The following is a 17,966-nucleotide window of genomic DNA, read 5'->3' as shown; positions in this document are numbered from 1 at the left end:
ATTCATTTAATTCGACTCCGACCCTCATTGTTTCGCTTGCTGCTTGTGCTGCGTTGCACTATTCTCGTCCCTCATCCCTGAAAAGCTGTGGAGATTCCCGCATGATTGCCCAAGGTTTATACGATCCCGCCAATGAACACGATGCCTGTGGCGTTGGTTTCATTGCCCATATCAAAGGCAACAAAAGCCATTCCATTATCGATCAGGGGTTGTTGATCCTGAAAAATCTGGATCACCGGGGCGCCGTCGGCGCCGACGCCTTGATGGGCGATGGTGCCGGCATCCTGATCCAGATTCCCGATCAGTACTTCCGTGACGAGATGGCCAAGCAGGGCGTCGAGCTGCCACCGCCGGGCGAATACGGCGTCGGCATGGTCTTCCTGCCGAAAGAGCATGCTTCGCGCATTGCCTGCGAACAGGAGATCGAGCGTGCCGTGCGCATCGAAGGCCAGGTCGTGCTCGGCTGGCGCAATGTGCCGGTCGACGAAGCGATGCCGATGTCGCCCACCGTGCGCGCCAAGGAACCGGTGATTCGCCAGATCTTCATCGGCCGCGGCCCGGACATCATGGTCACCGATGCGCTCGAGCGCAAACTGTACGTCATCCGCAAGTCTTCCGGCCACGCGATCCAGGCCTTGAAGCTCTTGCATGGCAAGGAATTCTTCGTGCCTTCGATGTCGGCACGCACCATCGTCTATAAAGGCCTGTTGCTGGCCGACCAGGTCGGCGTGTACTACAAGGACTTGCAGGACCCGCGCTGCGTCTCGGCCCTGGCCCTGGTGCACCAGCGCTTCTCGACGAATACCTTCCCCGAATGGCCGCTGTCGCACCCTTACCGCCTGATCGCGCACAACGGCGAGATCAATACCGTCAAAGGCAATTTCAACTGGACCCGCGCGCGCGAAGGCATGATGAAATCGGCCGTGCTGGGCGACGACCTGCAGAAACTCTTCCCCCTGATTTACGAAGGCCAGTCCGATACCGCCTGCTTCGACAATGCGCTCGAATTGCTGGTGATGGCCGGTTATCCGATCGCCCAGGCGATGATGATGATGATTCCCGAAGCCTGGGAAAACCATACCTCGATGGATGACAACCGCAAGGCTTTCTACGAATACCACGCGGCGATGATGGAGCCGTGGGACGGCCCGGCCGCGATGGCGTTTACCGATGGCCGCCACATCGGCGGCACCCTGGACCGCAACGGCTTGCGTCCGGCGCGTTATGTCGTCACCGAAGACGACCTGGTGGTGATGGCTTCGGAATCGGGCGTGCTGCCGATTCCCGAATCGCGCATCGTCAAGAAATGGCGGCTCCAGCCGGGCAAGATGTTCCTGATCGACCTCGAAGCGGGCCGCATCATCGACGACAAGGAATTGAAAGACACGTATTCGAATGCCAAGCCGTACAAGGCGTGGATCAAGTCGGTGCGCATCAAGCTCAACGAAATCAAGCTGAGCGAATCGCAGCTGGCGCAAAACCGCGTGAAAGATACCGCGGCACAAGGCGAGAAGGCGGCCATTTCCCTGCTCGATCGCCAGCAAGCCTTCGGCTATACCCAGGAAGACTTGAAATTCCTGATGGCGCCGATGGCCGTGCTGGGCGAAGAAGCGACCGGTTCGATGGGCAACGATTCGCCGCTGGCAGTGATGTCGAACAAGCTCAAACCTTTGTACAATTATTTCAAACAATTGTTTGCCCAAGTGACGAACCCGCCGATCGACCCGATCCGAGAAGCGATGGTGATGTCGCTGGTGTCGTTCATCGGTCCGAAGCCGAACCTGCTCGACACGAACAACGTCAACCCGCCGATGCGCCTGGAAGTGTCGCAGCCGGTACTGGGTTTTGACGACATGGCGCGCCTGCGCAACATCAGCATCCATACCGGCGGCAAGTTCAAGTCGTATGAACTCAACATCTGCTATCCGGTCGCCTGGGGCAAGGAAGGCATCGAAGCCTCGCTCGCTTCGCTGTGCGCCGAAGCGGTCGACGCCGTCAAGTCCGGCCACAACATCCTGATCGTCTCGGACCGCAACGTCGCGACCGACGTCGTCGCCATTCCGGCATTGCTGGCCACGTCCACCATCCACCAGCACCTGGTGATGCGCGGCCTGCGCGCGTCCACCGGCCTGGTCGTGGAGACCGGCTCGGCCCGCGAAACCCACCATTTCGCGCTGCTGGCCGGTTACGGCGCCGAAGCCGTGCACCCCTACCTGGCGCTCGAAACCCTGGTCGACCTGGCCCAGCACCTGCCGCACGAAATGGACCCCGGCGTGGCTGCCTACAACTACACCAAGGCGATCGGCAAGGGCTTGATGAAGGTGATGTCGAAGATGGGCATCTCGACCTACATGTCGTATTGCGGCGCCCAGATCTTCGAAGCGATCGGCTTGAACAAGTCCCTGGTCGACAAATACTTCCGCGGTACCTCGTCCACGGTGGAAGGCATCGGCCTGTTCGAAGTGGCCGAGGAAGCGCTGCGCCTGCACAACCTGGCCTTCGGTCCCGATCCGCTGCTGGCCAACGCGCTGGACACGGGCGGCGAATACGCCTTCCGCGTGCGCGGCGAAGACCATATGTGGACGCCGGACGCGATCGCGAAGCTGCAGCACTCGACCCGTGCGAATAACTTCAGCACCTATAAAGAGTACGCGCAGATCATCAACGACCAGAGCCGCCGCCACCTGACGCTGCGCGGCCTGTTCGAATTCAAGCTCGATCCGAGCAAGGCGATTCCGCTCGGGGAGGTCGAGCCGGCCAAGGAGATCGTCAAGCGCTTCGCCACCGGCGCCATGTCACTCGGCTCGATCAGCACGGAAGCCCATGCGACCCTGGCGATCGCCATGAACCGTATCGGCGGCAAGAGCAATACCGGCGAGGGCGGCGAAGACCCGCGCCGCTACCTGAACGAATTCAAGGGCATCACGATCAGCAAAGGCGAGACGCTGTCCTCGGTGCTCGGTTCCGACCGCGTCGCCGTCGACCTGCCGCTGGAAGAGGGCGACTCGCTGCGCTCGAAGATCAAGCAGGTGGCCTCGGGCCGCTTCGGCGTCACCGCCGAATACCTGAACTCGGCCGACCAGATCCAGATCAAGATGGCCCAGGGCGCAAAGCCGGGCGAAGGCGGTCAGCTGCCGGGCCACAAGGTATCGGAATACATTGCGTCCTTGCGCTTCTCGGTGCCGGGCGTGGGCCTGATCTCGCCGCCTCCGCACCACGACATTTATTCGATCGAAGACCTGGCGCAGCTGATCCATGATCTCAAGAACGCCAATCCGCGTGCCTCGATCTCGGTCAAGCTGGTATCGGAAGTGGGTATCGGTACGGTTGCCGCCGGTGTGTCGAAGGCGAAGGCCGACCACGTCGTCGTCGCCGGCCACGATGGCGGCACCGGTGCCTCGCCGCTGTCCTCGGTCAAGCACGCCGGCACGCCATGGGAGCTGGGCCTGGCTGAAACGCAGCAGACGCTGGTCCTGAATGGCTTGCGCAGCCGTATCCGCGTGCAGGCCGACGGCCAGATGAAGACCGGCCGCGACGTGGTGATTGCCGCCATGCTCGGCGCGGACGAGATCGGTTTCGCCACGGCGCCGCTGGTGGTCGAGGGTTGCATCATGATGCGCAAATGCCACCTCAATACCTGCCCGGTGGGCGTGGCCACGCAAGACCCGGTCCTGCGCGCCAAGTTCCAGGGCAAACCGGAACACGTGGTCAATTATTTCTTCTTCGTCGCCGAAGAAGCGCGTCAATTGATGGCGCAGCTGGGCATCCGGACTTATGACGAACTGATCGGCCGCGCCGACCTGCTCGACAAATCGGGCGCGATCACCCACTGGAAGGCGCAGGGCCTCGATTTCAGCAACATCTTCTATCAGCCGAAGACCGATGCGCCAGGCAACCTGTTCCATACCGGCGAGCAAGACCACGGCCTCGACCGCGCGCTCGACCACAAGCTGATCGCGCAGGCGAAAGCGGCGCTGGAAAAGGGCGAGCGGGTCTCGTTCATTTCGCCGGTGCGCAACGTGAACCGCACGGTCGGCACCATGCTCTCGGGCGAAGTCGCCAAGCGCTACGGCCATGCCGGCTTGCCGGACGACACCATCCACATCCAGCTGCAGGGTACGGCGGGGCAATCGGCGGCCGCCTTCCTGGCTGCCGGCATCACGCTCGACCTGGTCGGCGAAGGCAATGACTACGTCGGCAAGGGCTTGTCGGGCGGACGCGTGATCGTGCGGCCGAACACGGAATTCCGCGGCTGGGCGGTGGACAACATCATCGTCGGCAACACCGTGCTGTACGGCGCGATTTCGGGCGAAGCCTTCTTCAACGGCGTCGCTGGCGAACGTTTCGCGGTGCGCAATTCGGGCGCCACGACGGTCGTCGAGGGTTGCGGCGACCATGGCTGCGAATACATGACCGGCGGCACGGTCGTGGTACTCGGGGATACCGGACGCAACTTCGCGGCCGGCATGTCGGGCGGCGTGGCCTATGTCTACGACCCGAAGAACGAATTCGAGGCGCGCTGCAACACGACCATGGTCAACCTCGAGCGCGTGGTGTCGACGAAGGAACAGGGAGACGTTTCCGGCTGGCACAGCCAGAGCCGGGAGACGGAGCGCGAATCGGACGAAGTCATCCTGCGCCGCCTGATCGAACGCCACTTCAAATACACCGGCAGCACCCGTGCCCGCAACTTGCTCGACGACTGGGCCAACAGCCGCGGCAAGTTCGTCAAGGTGTTCCCGACCGAGTACAAGCGCGCGCTGGAAGAAATGCACAACAGCAGCATGGAAGAAGCGAACGACAAGATCGAGCTCGCGGCGTAAGGCTGACGACACCCGTAGCGGGGACGGCGTTGCCGTCCGCGCGTTCAACCAGCTTTAGCGCAGCCCGACTGCATCGAGATGAAAAGGATAAAAACGTGGGCAAAATCACCGGTTTCATGGAATTTCAACGGCAGGAAGAAGATCACCTGGAACCTGCCGCACGCGTCAAGAACTACAAGGAATTCGTCGTCACCCTGACCGACGGCCAGGCCAAGGTGCAAGGCGCGCGCTGCATGGATTGCGGCATCCCCTTCTGCAACACGGGCTGCCCGGTCAACAACCAGATCCCCGACTGGAACGACCTGGTCTATCACAACAATTACCGGGCGGCGATCGACAACCTGCATTCGACGAATAACTTCCCGGAAGTGACCGGCCGCATCTGCCCGGCGCCTTGCGAAGCGGCCTGCACGCTCGGCATCAACGACGAACCGGTCGGGATCAAGTCGATCGAGCGCAAGATCGCCGACGCCGGCTGGGAGCACGGCTATGTCGTTCCGCAGCCGCCCTCGGTCAAGACGGGCAAGAAAGTCGCGGTGGTCGGTTCCGGTCCCGCCGGCCTGGCCGCCGCCCAGCAATTGGCGCGCACCGGGCATGAGGTGACGGTGTTTGAAAAGAGCGACCGCATCGGCGGCCTGCTGCGCTATGGCATTCCCGACTTCAAGATGGAAAAGACCCTGATCGACCGCCGCATCGAGCAGATGCAGGCCGAAGGCGTCACCTTCCGCACCAGCGTCTTGATCGGCAAGGATTTCCCGGCGGCAGTGAGCAACATGGCACGCGACACGATCTTCCCGGACGTCCTCGCCGCCGAATTCGATGCCGTCATCATGGCCGGAGGCGCCGAGCAGCCGCGCGACTTGCCGGTGCCGGGACGGGAATTGAAAGGCGTGCATTTCGCGATGGATTTCCTGCCCCAGCAAAACCGCGTCAATGCCGGCGACAAGCTGAAAGACCAGATCAAGGCCACCGGTAAACATGTGGTCGTGATCGGCGGCGGCGACACCGGGTCCGACTGCGTCGGCACCTCGAACCGCCATGGCGCGGCCAGCGTCGTCCAGTTCGAACTGATGCCGCAGCCACCCGAGCACGAGAACAAGCCGCTCGTCTGGCCTTACTGGCCGACCAAGTTGCGCACCTCTTCCTCGCACGAGGAAGGCTGCGAACGCGATTTCGCCGTGGCCACCAAGCGCTTCGAAGGCAAGAACGGCAAGGTCGAAAAGCTGATCGCCTGCCATGTCGAGTGGAAAGACGGCAAGATGACCGAAGTGGAAGGCAGCGAATTCGAGTTGAAGGCCGATCTCGTGTTCCTGGCCATGGGCTTTGTCTCGCCGGTACAGCAAGTGCTCGACGCCTTCGGCGTGCAAAAGGATGCGCGCGGCAATGCGCGCGCCACCACCGATGGCGAGACGTGCTACCAGACCTCGGTGCCGAAGGTGTTCGTGGCGGGCGACATGCGCCGCGGCCAGTCGCTGGTGGTGTGGGCGATCCGCGAAGGGCGCCAGTGCGCCAGGGCGGTCGATGAGTTCCTGATGGGGACGTCCGTATTGCCGCGATAAACCTGGCGTAATTCACAGGGTGGGAATCCACCCTGTTTATCGCCTGGTGATGTTTTTAGGCAATATAAAGTAACTCAAGTCAACAAAAGTAAGTGTTGCAAAAATGCACATCTGAATGAAAACAATGACTTGTAGCATTAAATATCTGACTTGTAAGTTATTAGTGTTGTAGCCATACGTCGGAACCGGGAGTGAAACGGGCCTGTCCCAAGCAGGGATTGACGTTTCTGCACTACAATACGAGATTCCCAAATCCGACGATCCCCCTGTGTCCAATCTTGTAGAAATACGTGACCTCGAGTTTGCCTACGGCGATCGCAAGATCCTGTCGAACCTGCGCATGGATTTCCCGCGTGGCAAACTCATTGCCGTCATGGGTGGTTCCGGCTGCGGCAAGACGACGGTCCTGCGCCTGATCGGCGGCCAGATCCGGCCTCAGCGGGGCGCGGTCCGGGTGGGCGGCGAAATCGTGCACGAGTTGCGCACCGAGGGCCTGTACCGCCTGCGCCGCCGCATGGGCATGCTGTTCCAGTTCGGCGCCCTGTTTACCGATCTCACCATTTTCGACAATGTCGCCTTCCCGCTGCGCGAGCATACCGACTTGTCGGAAGAGCTGATCCGTAACCTGGTCCTGATGAAGTTGAATGCGGTCGGCCTGCGCAATGCCTCCAAATTGAAGCCGGGCGAAATCTCCGGCGGCATGGCGCGCCGCGTGGCGGTGGCGCGCGCCATTGCGCTCGACCCGGAACTGATCATGTACGACGAGCCCTTTGCCGGCCTCGACCCGATCTCGATGGGCCTGACCGCTGCCCTGATCCGCAACCTGAACGACGCGCTCGGCTCGACCTCGATCCTGGTCTCGCACGACGTCAACGAAACCTTTGCCATCGCCGACTACGTGTATTTCATGTCTGCTGGCAAGATCGTTGCCGAAGGCACGCCGGCCGAGTTGCGCGTCTCGACAGACCCGTACGTGAAACAGTTCGTCAATGCCGAGCCGGACGGCCCGGTGCCCTTCCACTATCCGGGTAAATCGCTGGTCGACGACCTGGGACTGGGAGTGAAACGATGATCCTGCGTTTCCTGGAGTCGACTGGCGCCACCGTGCGCGAATCGGTCGAGAGCCTCGGTTTTGCCACGCGCGCCTTTTTCAACCTGCTGCGTTTTTCGCCGGGAGCCTGGCGCCGCCCGAGCCTGATTTCCGAACAAGTCCATTTCATCGGCAACTATTCGCTGCTCATCACCATCGTCTCGGGCCTGTTCGTCGGCCTCGTGCTGGGCTTGCAGTTCTATGTCAACCTGATCCAGTTCGGCGCCGAAGATAAACTCGGTTCGCTGACCGCCTTGTCGCTGATCCGCGAACTCGGTCCGGTCGTGACCGCGCTCCTGTTCGCGGGCCGCGCCGGTACCTCGCTGACCGCCGAGATCGGCCTGATGAAGGCCGGCGAGCAGCTGTCGGCCATGGAAATGATGGCCGTCAATCCGGTGCAGCGCGTGCTGGCGCCCCGTTTCTGGGGTGGCGTGATCGCCATGCCGGTGCTGGCCGCCGTGTTCTCGGCCGTCGGCATCATGGGCAGCTACCTGGTCGCCGTCAAGATGCTGAGCCTGGACGAAGGCGCGTTCTGGTCGCAGATGCAGGCCGGCGTCGACGTCAACCGCGATGTCGTCAGCAGTGTCATCAAAAGTTTCGTGTTCGGCATTGCCGTGACGTTCACGGCCGTGTTCCAGGGTTACCACGTGAAGCCGACCCCGGCCGACGTGGCGCGCGCTACCACGCGCACGGTCGTGATCGCCTCGCTGCTCGTGCTGGGGCTCGATTTCGTCATGACTGCCTTGATGTTTGCCCAATAAGCCAAATAAATCGTTTCGTATGGCCGCGCACAGACGGCCTGAACACTAGGAAATACTATGCACCGTAAAATCATCGATGTCTGGGTCGGCCTGTTTGTCCTGCTGGGCGCCGCTGCTGTGTTGTTTCTCGCTCTGCAGGCAGGGAATATGAGTTCGCTCTCGTTCGCCGAGACCTACGCTGTCACTGGCAAATTCGATAACATTGGTGGATTGAAGCCGCAAGCGCCAGTCAAGAGCGCCGGTGTCGTGGTCGGCCGGGTAGGCGACATCAGTTTCGACGACAAGACTTACCAGGCCATGGTTCGCCTTGACCTGGATCCGAACTACAAGTTTCCGAAAGATTCGTCGCTCAAGATCCTGACCGCAGGTTTGCTGGGCGAGCAATACATTGGCATCGAGCCGGGCGGCGACACCAAAAATCTCGCCGACGGCGATCGAATCAACCGTACACAATCGGCCACCGTGCTGGAAGACTTGATCAATCAATTCATCTACAGCAAGGCCGCCGAGGGAAAGGAAAGCAGCGAATGAATAGCAATACAATGAGGTCCCTGCGCGGGATGGCGCTGGCAGCAGGGGCCTGCGCCGCGCTGGCCGGCTGTGCTACCCCGACCAATCCGCAAGATCCGCTGGAAAAGTTGAACCGCGCAACCTTCGCCTTCAATGACACGGTCGATCGTGTCGCCTTGAAACCTGCGGCGACCGCTTACCAGAAGGTTTTGCCTGGCTTCGTGCAAACGGGCGTGAGCAATTTCTTCGGTAACTTGGCCGATGTGTGGAGCTCGGCGAATAACCTGCTGCAAGGCAAGGGTGAAGCGGGTGCCACCGATTTCATGCGTTTCGCGCTGAATTCGACCTTCGGCATCGTCGGCATTCTCGACATCGCCTCGGAAGCCGGATTGCAAAAACACAATGAAGATTTTGGCCAGACGCTCGGTACCTGGGGCGTTCCGTCCGGTCCCTACTTGATGTTGCCATTGTTGGGCCCATCTACGTTCCGTGATACCGCGGCATTGCCTGCCGACTTCTGGGCCGATCCGTGGACGACCGTGACACCGGTGAGCACGCGTAACATCGGCATCGGCTTGCGTGCCATCGACCAGCGCGCCGCTCTCCTGGAAGCGTCGACCCTGATGGAGGAAGCCGCGCTCGACCGTTACGAGTTCATCCGTGACGGCTACCTGCAACGCCGCCAGAGCCGCGTGTTCGATGGCGAGGCCGGTCCCGAGAGGGACATGCCGAAGCAAGAGGCGAAGGACGAGGCGAAGGATGTGCCGGCCTCGAACACCCAGGTCGTGCCGGGACCGGCCTCGCCTGCCACGGAATCGCCGCGCAAGTAATCGTTCGAAGGAGCCAGCGCGACGCTCGACGCGACGCGCAGGCTGCTCCCGCCACTGACTAGAAAAGAGAGCTTATGAAACCAATCGCCCACCTCATCGCCACCGCCGCAACGCTCGTGTTCGCCACCAGCGTCATCGCCGCACCCGCCCCGGCCAGCAACGAGGCGCCGGACGTGCTCGTCAAGCGCATCAGCGCCGACGTCATCGAGACCGTGAAGGCCGACAAGGATATCCAGGCCGGTAACCGCAGCCGCATCATGGAACTGGTGAACTCGAAGATCCTGCCGCATGTCGACGCCGAAAAGATGACGGCCCAGGCTGCCGGCCGCTTCTGGCGCCAGGCTTCCCCGGAGCAGCAAAAGCGCCTGGCGGAAGAATTCCGCACCCTGCTCGTGTACACCTACTCGGGCGCGCTGTCGCAGATCAAGAATGAAACCGTCGAGTTCAAGCCGATGCGCTCGCAGCCGACCGATACCGATGTCGAGGTGCGCTCGCAAGTGAACGTCGCGCGCGGCGAGCCGATCACCCTGAACTACCGCCTGTCGAAGGACAGCGGCACCTGGAAGATCTACGACATCAACGTGCTCGGCGCCTGGCTGGTCGAAACCTACAAGGGCACCTTTGCCGCCGAGATCAACAAGTCGGGCGTCGACGGCTTGATCGCCAAGCTGGCCGACCGCAACCGCCAGCTGGCGAACAAGCCGCTGAAGGCCCCGACCTGAGCATGGCCGAAGCAAATCCGATGCTGTCGCTCGACGCCCTGACCTTCGATACCGCGCAAGCGGCATTGGAGCAGGGCTGCGCTGCGATCCGGGCCGGCGAGACCGTGTTCGACCTGGGTGGCGTGCGCGCCGCCGATTCGTCGGGCGTGGCCTTGCTGCTGGCCTGGCAGCGCCGCGCGCAGGATGCAGGGCAAAAACTCACGTTTATCAACGTGCCGGACAATATCGATGCCTTGACGCATTTATACGGGCTGGACGGGGTGCTGGCGCGGTCGTGAGCGCATGCGTTCCGGCGGCCTTTCCCTTGGGCGCGCCGCCGAGCACTTCCTTCTCTCCTGTTCGGTAGCGCCGCTGCCGATCGCGCGCCCTGCCGCGTGCGCCCCTCCCAATGCCGTCAGGCTCTTGTATTCCCGATTTCCCCTATAATGGGCCGTTTCCCCGCCCGGTTCGCGCACGCCTGTGCCCGGCCACCTTCGAAGAATAATGACAGCGATCCAGATTAACAGCGTCGAGAAAAGCTACAAGGGCTTCCAGGCCTTGAAGGGTGTCTCCCTGACGATCGAACAGGGCGAGTTCTTCGGCCTGCTCGGTCCGAACGGCGCCGGCAAGACCACCCTGATCTCCACCGTCGCCGGTCTGATCAGGCCGGACGCCGGCAGCGTCCAGATCCACGGCCACGACGTCGTCACCGATTTCCGCGAAGCGCGCAAGAACCTGGGCGTGGTGCCGCAGGAACTCGTGTTCGATCCCTTTTTCACGGTGCGCGAAACGCTGCGCCTGCAGTCAGGCTATTTCGGCATCAAGAACAACGACAAGTGGATCGACGAGGTCATGGAAAACCTCGATCTCACCAGCAAGGCCGATGTCAACATGCGCGCTTTGTCGGGCGGCATGAAGCGGCGCGTGCTCGTCGCCCAGGCGCTGGTGCACAAGCCGCCCGTCATCGTCCTGGACGAGCCGACCGCCGGCGTCGACGTCGAACTGCGCCAGACCCTGTGGAAGTTCATTTCCCGCCTGAACCGCGAAGGCGGGCATACGGTCGTGCTCACCACTCATTACCTGGAAGAAGCGCAAGCCATGTGCGAGCGCGTGGCGATGCTCAAATCCGGACAAGTCGTGGCCCTGGACACGATGGCGGCGCTGCTGCGCCGCGTGTCGGGCTCGCAGCTGACCGTGCACCTGAAAAGCGGCGCCTTGCCGGCCGGCCTGCGCCATCTGGTCTCGCATGACGAGCGCGGCAATGGGAATGGCAGCCGCACCGGCAACACCTACAGCCTGCGCGTGAACGACTATGCGGAAGTCGAGCCGATCCTGGCGCGCCTGCGCGAGAGCGGGGCGGTCATCGACGAGATGCAGCTGCAGCAGGCCGACCTCGAGGATATCTTCCTGCAAATCATGGACAAGGGCACGCTGTGAGTTTCGTTTCCGTGGGTTTCCGTACCCTGTTTTACAAAGAGATGCTGCGCTTCTGGAAAGTGGCGACGCAAACCATCGCCGCGCCGATCCTTACCGCCATGCTGTACCTGCTCATCTTCGGCCACGTGCTGGAAGGGCGGGTCGAGGTCTATCCGGGCGTGTCGTATACCGCCTTCCTGGTGCCGGGCCTGGTGATGATGAGCGTGCTGCAAAACGCCTTCGCGAATGCCTCGTCCTCGCTGATCCAATCGAAAATCACCGGCAACCTGGTATTCATCCTGCTGCCGCCCTTGTCGCACTGGGAAATCCTGCTGGCCTATGTGGCCGCTTGCGTCGTGCGCGGCGTGGTGGTTGGCGCCGGCGTGTTCGCCATTACCGCCTGGTTCGCGCACCTGAGCTTCGCCGCGCCCCTGTGGATCATCGTGTTCGCCCTGCTGGGCGCGGCCATTCTCGGCACCCTCGGCGTGATCGCCGGTATCTGGGCCGATAAGTTCGACCAGCTGGCCGCATTCCAGAATTTCCTGATCATGCCGGCGACTTTTCTCGCCGGCGTGTTCTATTCGATCCACTCGCTGCCGGCATTCTGGCAGGCGGTCTCGCATTTCAACCCGTTCTTTTATATGATTGACGGGTTCCGCCACGGCTTCTTCGGCCAGTCCGATATCTCGCCCTGGACCAGCCTTGCCATCGTCTCGGCCTTCTTCGTGGTGCTGGCGGCAGTGGCGATCAGGCTGCTGCGCGGCGGGTACAAGTTGCGCCACTGAGTGCGTCATTGAACTGTATTGCATATAAAACCTTAGGAATTATCGTGTCGACCACTCCAGAACTGATCCACAGCTACATCGAAAACGGCCTGCAATGCACGCACTTGCAGGTCGAGGGCGATGGACGTCACTTCTCGGCCCTGATCGTCTCGCCTGCCTTTGCCGGCAAGCGCCCGATCCAGCGCCACCAGCTGGTCTATGCGGCGCTGGGCGACCGCATGCGCGAAGAGATCCATGCACTGTCGATGAAAACCCTGACGCCCGAAGAATACGGAGGATAAATGGACAAGCTCCAAATCGTGGGCGGCAAGCGCCTGAACGGCGATATCGCCGTCTCCGGCGCCAAGAACGCGGCGCTGCCGATCCTGTGCGCGGGCCTGCTCACCGCCGGCGACGTCGCGCTGTCGAACGTGCCGCGCCTGCATGACGTGAAAACCATTTTGAAGCTGCTCGAGCAGACCGGTCTGAAGGTGACCCGGGACGACGAGAACGTCACCCTGAACGGCGCCGGCATCACGCGCCTGGAAGCGCCGTACGAGCTGGTCAAGACCATGCGCGCGTCGATTCTCGTGCTCGGACCCTTGCTGGCGCGTTTCGGTGAAGCCAAGGTCTCGCTGCCGGGCGGCTGCGCCATCGGTTCGCGTCCCGTGGACCAGCACATCAAGGGCCTGCGCCAGATGGGCGCCGAGATCACGATCGAAGGCGGCTATATCTACGCCAAGGCGAAAAAGCTCAAGGGCGCGCGCATCCTGACCGACATGATCACCGTCACCGGCACCGAGAACCTGCTGATGGCCGCGACCCTGGCCGAAGGCGAGACGGTGCTGGAAAACGCCGCGCGCGAGCCGGAAGTGACGGACCTGGCCAACCTGCTGGTGGCCATGGGCGCCAGGATCGACGGCATCGGCACCGAGCGCCTGGTGATCCAGGGCGTGGCCGAGCTGCATGGCGCCCGGCACGCCGTCATCTCCGACCGCATCGAAGCGGCGACTTTCCTGTGCGCGGTGGCGGCCACCGGCGGCGATATCGTCCTGACCAACACCCGCACCGACATTTTCGACGTCGCCCTCGACAAGCTGCGCGAAGTCGGATTGCAGATGGAGATCGGATCGAACACGATCCGCGCGCGCATGGACGGGCGAGCGCAGCCGGTTTCCTTCCGCACCACCGAATACCCGGGCTTCCCGACCGACATGCAGGCCCAGTTCATGGCGGTCAACACGATCGCCGCCGGCCCGAGCCGCGTGACCGAGACGATCTTCGAGAACCGCTTCATGCATGTGCAGGAGATGAACCGCCTCGGCGCGCAGATCTCGACCGAGGGCAATACCGCCTTCATCAAGGGCGTCCCGCGCCTGGCCGGCGCGCAAGTGATGGCGACCGACCTGCGCGCCTCGGCCTCGCTGGTGATCGCCGCCATGGCCGCCGAAGGCACCACCCTGATCGACCGCATCTATCACCTCGACCGCGGCTACGACCGCATGGAAGTGAAACTGTCGCAGGTCGGCGCCGAGATCGTGCGCATCAAATAAGGGCATTATGAGTATCGCAACGCAATCGACCGAACCGGGCCTGATCCTGGCGCTCTCGAAAGGCCGGATCTTCGACGACACGCTGCCGCTGCTGGCCTCGGCCGGCATCAGCGTCCTCGAAAACCCGGAAACTTCACGCAAGCTGATTCTGGCGACCAACGACCCGGGCGTGCGCGTGCTGATCGTGCGCGCCACCGACGTGCCGACCTATGTCCAGTATGGCGCGGCCGATTTCGGCGTGGCCGGCAAGGACGTGCTGCTCGAGCATGGCGGCGAAGGCCTGTACCAGCCGGTCGATCTGAACATCGCCGCCTGCCGCATGTCGGTGGCGGTCAACGCCGGCTTCGATTACGAAAGCGCCGTGCGCCAGGGCGCGCGCCTGCGCGTGGCGACCAAGTTCGTCAACACCGCGCGCCAGCACTTCGCCAGCAAGGGCGTGCACGTCGACCTGATCAAGCTGTACGGCTCGATGGAGCTGGCGCCGCTGGTCGGGCTCTCGGACGCCATCGTCGACGTGGTCTCGACCGGCAATACCCTGCGCGCGAACAACCTGGTCGAAGTCGAGAAGATCATGGAGATCTCCTCGCGCCTGGTCGTCAACCAGGCGGCCTTGAAACTCAAGCGCGCGCGCCTGCAACCCATCATCGAGGCTTTTGAACGGGCCTCAAAAACACAAGGCTGACACCATGTCGATACGGATCCGCACACTCGATTCCACCCAGGACGGCTTCCAGCAGCAGTTGCATGCGCTGCTCGCCTTCGAGGCCGAGACCGACGATGCGATCGAGTCCAGCGTGGCGGCCATCCTGCGTGACGTGAAAGCGCGCGGCGACGCCGCGGTACTGGAGTACACCAACCGCTTCGACCGCGTCGGCGCCACCGGCATGGCTGCCTTCGAGGTCCCGCAGGAAGAACTGCAGGCGGCGCTCGACGGCCTGCCGCAGGCCCAGCGTGGCGCGCTGCAGACCGCCGCCGAGCGCATTCGCGTCTTCCACGAGCGCCAGAAGCATGAACTGAACGGCTTCACCTACACCGAGCCCGACGGCACTGTGCTGGGCCAGCGTGTCACGCCCCTGGACCGCGTCGGCATCTACGTCCCCGGCGGCAAGGCCACCTACCCGTCGTCGGTGCTGATGAACGCGATTCCCGCCAAGGTTGCCGGCGTCAAGGACATCGTGATGGTGGTGCCGACCCCGGACGGCGTGAAGAACCGGATCGTGCTGGCGGCCGCCGCGATTGCCGGGGTGACGCGCGTGATCACCATCGGCGGCGCGCAAGCGGTCGGCGCGCTCGCTTACGGCACCGAGACCATTCCCGCGGTCGACAAGATCGTCGGCCCCGGCAATGCGTACGTCGCCGCCGCCAAGCGCCGCGTGTTCGGCACGGTCGGCATCGACATGATCGCCGGCCCGTCCGAAATCCTGGTGCTGTGCGACGGCACCACCGATCCGGACTGGGTGGCGATGGATTTGTTCTCGCAGGCCGAGCACGACGAACTGGCGCAGGCAATCCTGCTGTGTCCCGATGCCGATTACATCGCCCAGGTCGAAGCGAGCATCCACAAGCTGCTGCCGACGATGACGCGCCGTGAAACGATCGTCACCTCGTTCTCCGACCGGGGCGCCCTGATCAAGGTGCGCGACATGGCCGAGGCTTGCGCGATCGCCAATGACATCGCCGCCGAACACCTCGAGATCTCGGCCGAGAACCCGCGCCAGTGGGCCGACCGGATCCGCCACGCCGGCGCCATTTTCCTCGGCCGCTTTTCGTCGGAATCGCTGGGCGACTACTGCTGCGGTCCGAACCACGTGCTGCCGACCTCGCGCACGGCGCGTTTTTCTTCGCCGCTGGGCGTGTACGACTTCCAGAAGCGTTCGTCGATCATCGAAGTGAGCGAGGCCGGCGCCCAGACGCTCGGCAAGATCGCTGCCGAAATCGCCTATGGCGAAGGCTTGCAGGCGCACGCGCGCAGTGCCGAACTCCGGCTCCGCGGTGCCGGCATCGAGCGCCCATGACCGGCTGGGTCGACCAGGTCTTTTGCGAGGATGCGCTGGCAGGGCTGGCGCGCATCCCCGATGGCTCCGTCGACCTGCTCCTGACCGACCCGCCCTACAACCTCGGCAAGGACTACGGCAACGGCTCCGACCAGCAAAGCGTCGCCGCCTATCTGGCCTGGACCGAGGGGTGGATCGATGCCGCGCTGCCCAAGCTCAAAGCCAACGGCAGCCTGTACATCTTCCTGACCTGGCGCTTCGCGCCGGAGATCTTCGTGATGCTGAAGAAGCGCATGACGATGATGAACGAGATCATCTGGGACCGGCGCGTGCCCTCGATGGGCGGCAGCGTGCGCAGCTTTTCGTCCGTGCACGACACGATCGGCTTCTTCGTGAACCGCAAGGATTATTATTTCGACCTCGATGCGGTGCGCATCCCGTATGACGCGGCGACCAAGAAGGCGCGCTCGCGCTCGATCTTCATCGGCGCCAAGTGGCTCGAAGTCGGCTACAACCCGAAGGACCTGTGGAGCGTGTCGCGCCTGCACCGCGAGCATCCCGAGCGCGCCGACCACCCCACGCAAAAGCCGCTCGAGATCATCGAACGCATGATCAAGGCTTCCTGCCCGCCGGGCGGCGTCGTGCTCGACCCGTTCATGGGCAGCGGCACCACCGCCATCGCGGCGCGCGCCCTGGGCCGCCGGTTCACCGGTTTCGAACTGAACCCGGAATACTGCGCCATCATCGCCGCGCGCCTGGCCGCGCCCAAGCCGAGTCCGACCATCAAACAGCGCAAGAGCATCGCGCGCGCCGCCAAGGCGGTCATGCGCGCGGTCGGCGCCACCGAGGAACAAGCATGAGCTTCATCGACAACCTGATCGCCAACGTCATCCGCGAAGACATCCGCGCCAACAGCGCCTATGTCGTGCCCGATTCCTCGGGCTTGCTCAAGCTCGACGCGATGGAAAACCCCTACGGGCTGCCGCGCGCGCTGCGCGAGGAGCTGGGCCGGCGCCTGGCCGATGCGGTGTTGAATCGCTATCCGGTGGCGTCCTACGCCACCCTGAAGGAAAAGGTGATCGGCAAGCTCGGCATCCCGGCCGGCTACGATGTCTTGCTCGGCAACGGGTCGGACGAGCTGATCCAGATCGTCACCACCACCGTCGCCAACCAGAAGCGGCGCGCCAGCGTGCTGGCACCGGTGCCGGCCTTCGTCATGTATGCGCGCTCGGCCCAGTTCGCGGGCGCCGACTTCGTCGGCGTCAAGCTGAAAGACGATTTCTCGCTCGACATGGACGCCATGCTCGCGGCGATCGCCCTGCACCAGCCGGCGGTGGTCTTCCTGGCCTACCCGAACAACCCGACCGGCAACCTGTTCGATACGGGCGACGTCGACGCCATCGTCGAGGCGCTGGGCGACAAGGGCATCGTCGTGATCGACGAAGCCTACCAGCCGTTCGCCGGTACGACGCTCATGGGCAGCCTGCCCGAGCATGACAATGTGGTCGTGATGCGCACCGTCTCCAAGCTCGGCCTGGCCGGCATCCGCCTCGGCTACATGACGGCGCATCCGCGCCTGCTGGCCGAGTTCGAGAAGGTGCGCCCGCCCTACAATGTCAACGTGCTGACCCAGGTGGCGGCCGAATTCGTGCTCGACCATATCGACGTGCTCGACGCCCAGGCCGCCAGCATCATTGCCGAGCGTGAGCGGATGATGCCCGAACTGGCGGCGCTGCCGGGAGTCCAAGTATTTCCATCGAAGGCCAATTTCATCACCCTGCGCGTGCCGGATGCGGCCGCCGTTGGCGCAAAACTCCTGGACCAGAAGGTGCTGATCAAAAATTTGAGTAAAATGCATGGATCGCTGGCCAATTGCATCCGTGTCACGGTCAGCACCCCGGAAGAAAATTCCGCATTCCTGAATGCCCTCAAGGCCGCGCTCACGCCAGCGTGAGCCGCCCTGAA

General features: G+C 63.0%; 16 protein-coding genes. All 16 read left to right on the top strand.

The annotated features are described in order from the left end of the window. Positions 1–101: 101 nt before the first annotated feature. The 16 genes from ACFPOU_RS06060 (at position 102) to hisC (ending at position 17,955) form a co-directional block, all read left to right on the top strand. Complete coding sequence (locus ACFPOU_RS06060) at positions 102–4,823, top strand: glutamate synthase-related protein (RefSeq protein ID WP_379718208.1); 4,722 nt, start codon at positions 102–104, stop codon at positions 4,821–4,823. A 95-nt stretch (positions 4,824–4,918) separates the two neighbouring features. Then, complete coding sequence (locus tag ACFPOU_RS06055) at positions 4,919–6,382, top strand: glutamate synthase subunit beta (protein ID WP_379718206.1); 1,464 nt, start codon at positions 4,919–4,921, stop codon at positions 6,380–6,382. A gap of 268 nt (positions 6,383–6,650) precedes the next feature. Continuing rightward, positions 6,651–7,454, top strand: a complete 804-nt coding sequence (locus tag ACFPOU_RS06050; protein ID WP_379718204.1) for an ABC transporter ATP-binding protein — start codon at positions 6,651–6,653, stop codon at positions 7,452–7,454. Further along, positions 7,451–8,233 (top strand): lipid asymmetry maintenance ABC transporter permease subunit MlaE, encoded by a 783-nt coding sequence (gene mlaE / locus ACFPOU_RS06045; RefSeq protein ID WP_379718202.1) that lies wholly within the window; start codon positions 7,451–7,453, stop codon positions 8,231–8,233. Before ACFPOU_RS06050 ends, mlaE begins: the two co-directional genes overlap by 4 nt. A gap of 57 nt (positions 8,234–8,290) precedes the next feature. After that, on the top strand, positions 8,291–8,764 hold the full coding sequence (gene mlaD, locus ACFPOU_RS06040) for an outer membrane lipid asymmetry maintenance protein MlaD (RefSeq protein ID WP_379718200.1): 474 nt from the start codon (positions 8,291–8,293) through the stop codon (positions 8,762–8,764). After that, positions 8,761–9,573: an MlaA family lipoprotein gene (locus ACFPOU_RS06035; RefSeq protein WP_379718198.1), complete on the top strand. Its 813-nt coding sequence runs from the start codon at positions 8,761–8,763 to the stop codon at positions 9,571–9,573. Before mlaD ends, ACFPOU_RS06035 begins: the two co-directional genes overlap by 4 nt. A gap of 74 nt (positions 9,574–9,647) precedes the next feature. Beyond that, positions 9,648–10,295 carry an MlaC/ttg2D family ABC transporter substrate-binding protein gene (locus tag ACFPOU_RS06030; protein WP_379718196.1) on the top strand — a complete coding sequence of 216 codons (648 nt, stop codon included), beginning with the start codon at positions 9,648–9,650 and terminating at the stop codon, positions 10,293–10,295. A gap of 2 nt (positions 10,296–10,297) precedes the next feature. After that, positions 10,298–10,573: an STAS domain-containing protein gene (locus ACFPOU_RS06025; protein ID WP_379718194.1), complete on the top strand. Its 276-nt coding sequence runs from the start codon at positions 10,298–10,300 to the stop codon at positions 10,571–10,573. Between the two features lie 205 nt (positions 10,574–10,778). Continuing rightward, the gene (locus ACFPOU_RS06020; protein ID WP_379718192.1) at positions 10,779–11,711 is read left to right on the top strand and encodes an ABC transporter ATP-binding protein; all 933 of its coding nucleotides are present in this window, start codon (positions 10,779–10,781) and stop codon (positions 11,709–11,711) included. Continuing rightward, entirely contained in the window at positions 11,708–12,475 is a 768-nt protein-coding gene (locus ACFPOU_RS06015) for an ABC transporter permease (protein WP_379718190.1), read from the top strand. Before ACFPOU_RS06020 ends, ACFPOU_RS06015 begins: the two co-directional genes overlap by 4 nt. Positions 12,476–12,519: 44 nt before the next feature. Beyond that, on the top strand, positions 12,520–12,756 hold the full coding sequence (locus ACFPOU_RS06010; RefSeq protein ID WP_056341013.1) for a BolA family protein: 237 nt from the start codon (positions 12,520–12,522) through the stop codon (positions 12,754–12,756). Next, entirely contained in the window at positions 12,757–14,007 is a 1,251-nt protein-coding gene (gene murA, locus ACFPOU_RS06005) for a UDP-N-acetylglucosamine 1-carboxyvinyltransferase (RefSeq protein WP_379718188.1), read from the top strand. 7 nt (positions 14,008–14,014) lie between these two features. Beyond that, on the top strand, positions 14,015–14,689 hold the full coding sequence (hisG, locus tag ACFPOU_RS06000; protein ID WP_379718186.1) for an ATP phosphoribosyltransferase: 675 nt from the start codon (positions 14,015–14,017) through the stop codon (positions 14,687–14,689). Between the two features lie 4 nt (positions 14,690–14,693). Then, on the top strand, positions 14,694–16,022 hold the full coding sequence (hisD, locus tag ACFPOU_RS05995) for a histidinol dehydrogenase (RefSeq protein ID WP_379718184.1): 1,329 nt from the start codon (positions 14,694–14,696) through the stop codon (positions 16,020–16,022). After that, the gene (locus ACFPOU_RS05990; RefSeq protein WP_379718182.1) at positions 16,019–16,861 is read left to right on the top strand and encodes a DNA-methyltransferase; all 843 of its coding nucleotides are present in this window, start codon (positions 16,019–16,021) and stop codon (positions 16,859–16,861) included. The genes hisD and ACFPOU_RS05990 overlap by 4 nt, the downstream gene beginning before the upstream one ends. Further along, positions 16,858–17,955 carry a histidinol-phosphate transaminase gene (hisC, locus tag ACFPOU_RS05985; RefSeq protein WP_379718180.1) on the top strand — a complete coding sequence of 366 codons (1,098 nt, stop codon included), beginning with the start codon at positions 16,858–16,860 and terminating at the stop codon, positions 17,953–17,955. Before ACFPOU_RS05990 ends, hisC begins: the two co-directional genes overlap by 4 nt. Positions 17,956–17,966 lie beyond the last annotated feature (11 nt).

It is taken from the genome of Massilia jejuensis (assembly GCF_042656795.1).
GTDB lineage: Bacteria > Pseudomonadota > Gammaproteobacteria > Burkholderiales > Burkholderiaceae_D > Telluria > Telluria jejuensis.
The sequence above is the reverse complement of the archived record's forward strand: the minus strand, read 5'-3'. Positions and strand labels throughout refer to the sequence as shown.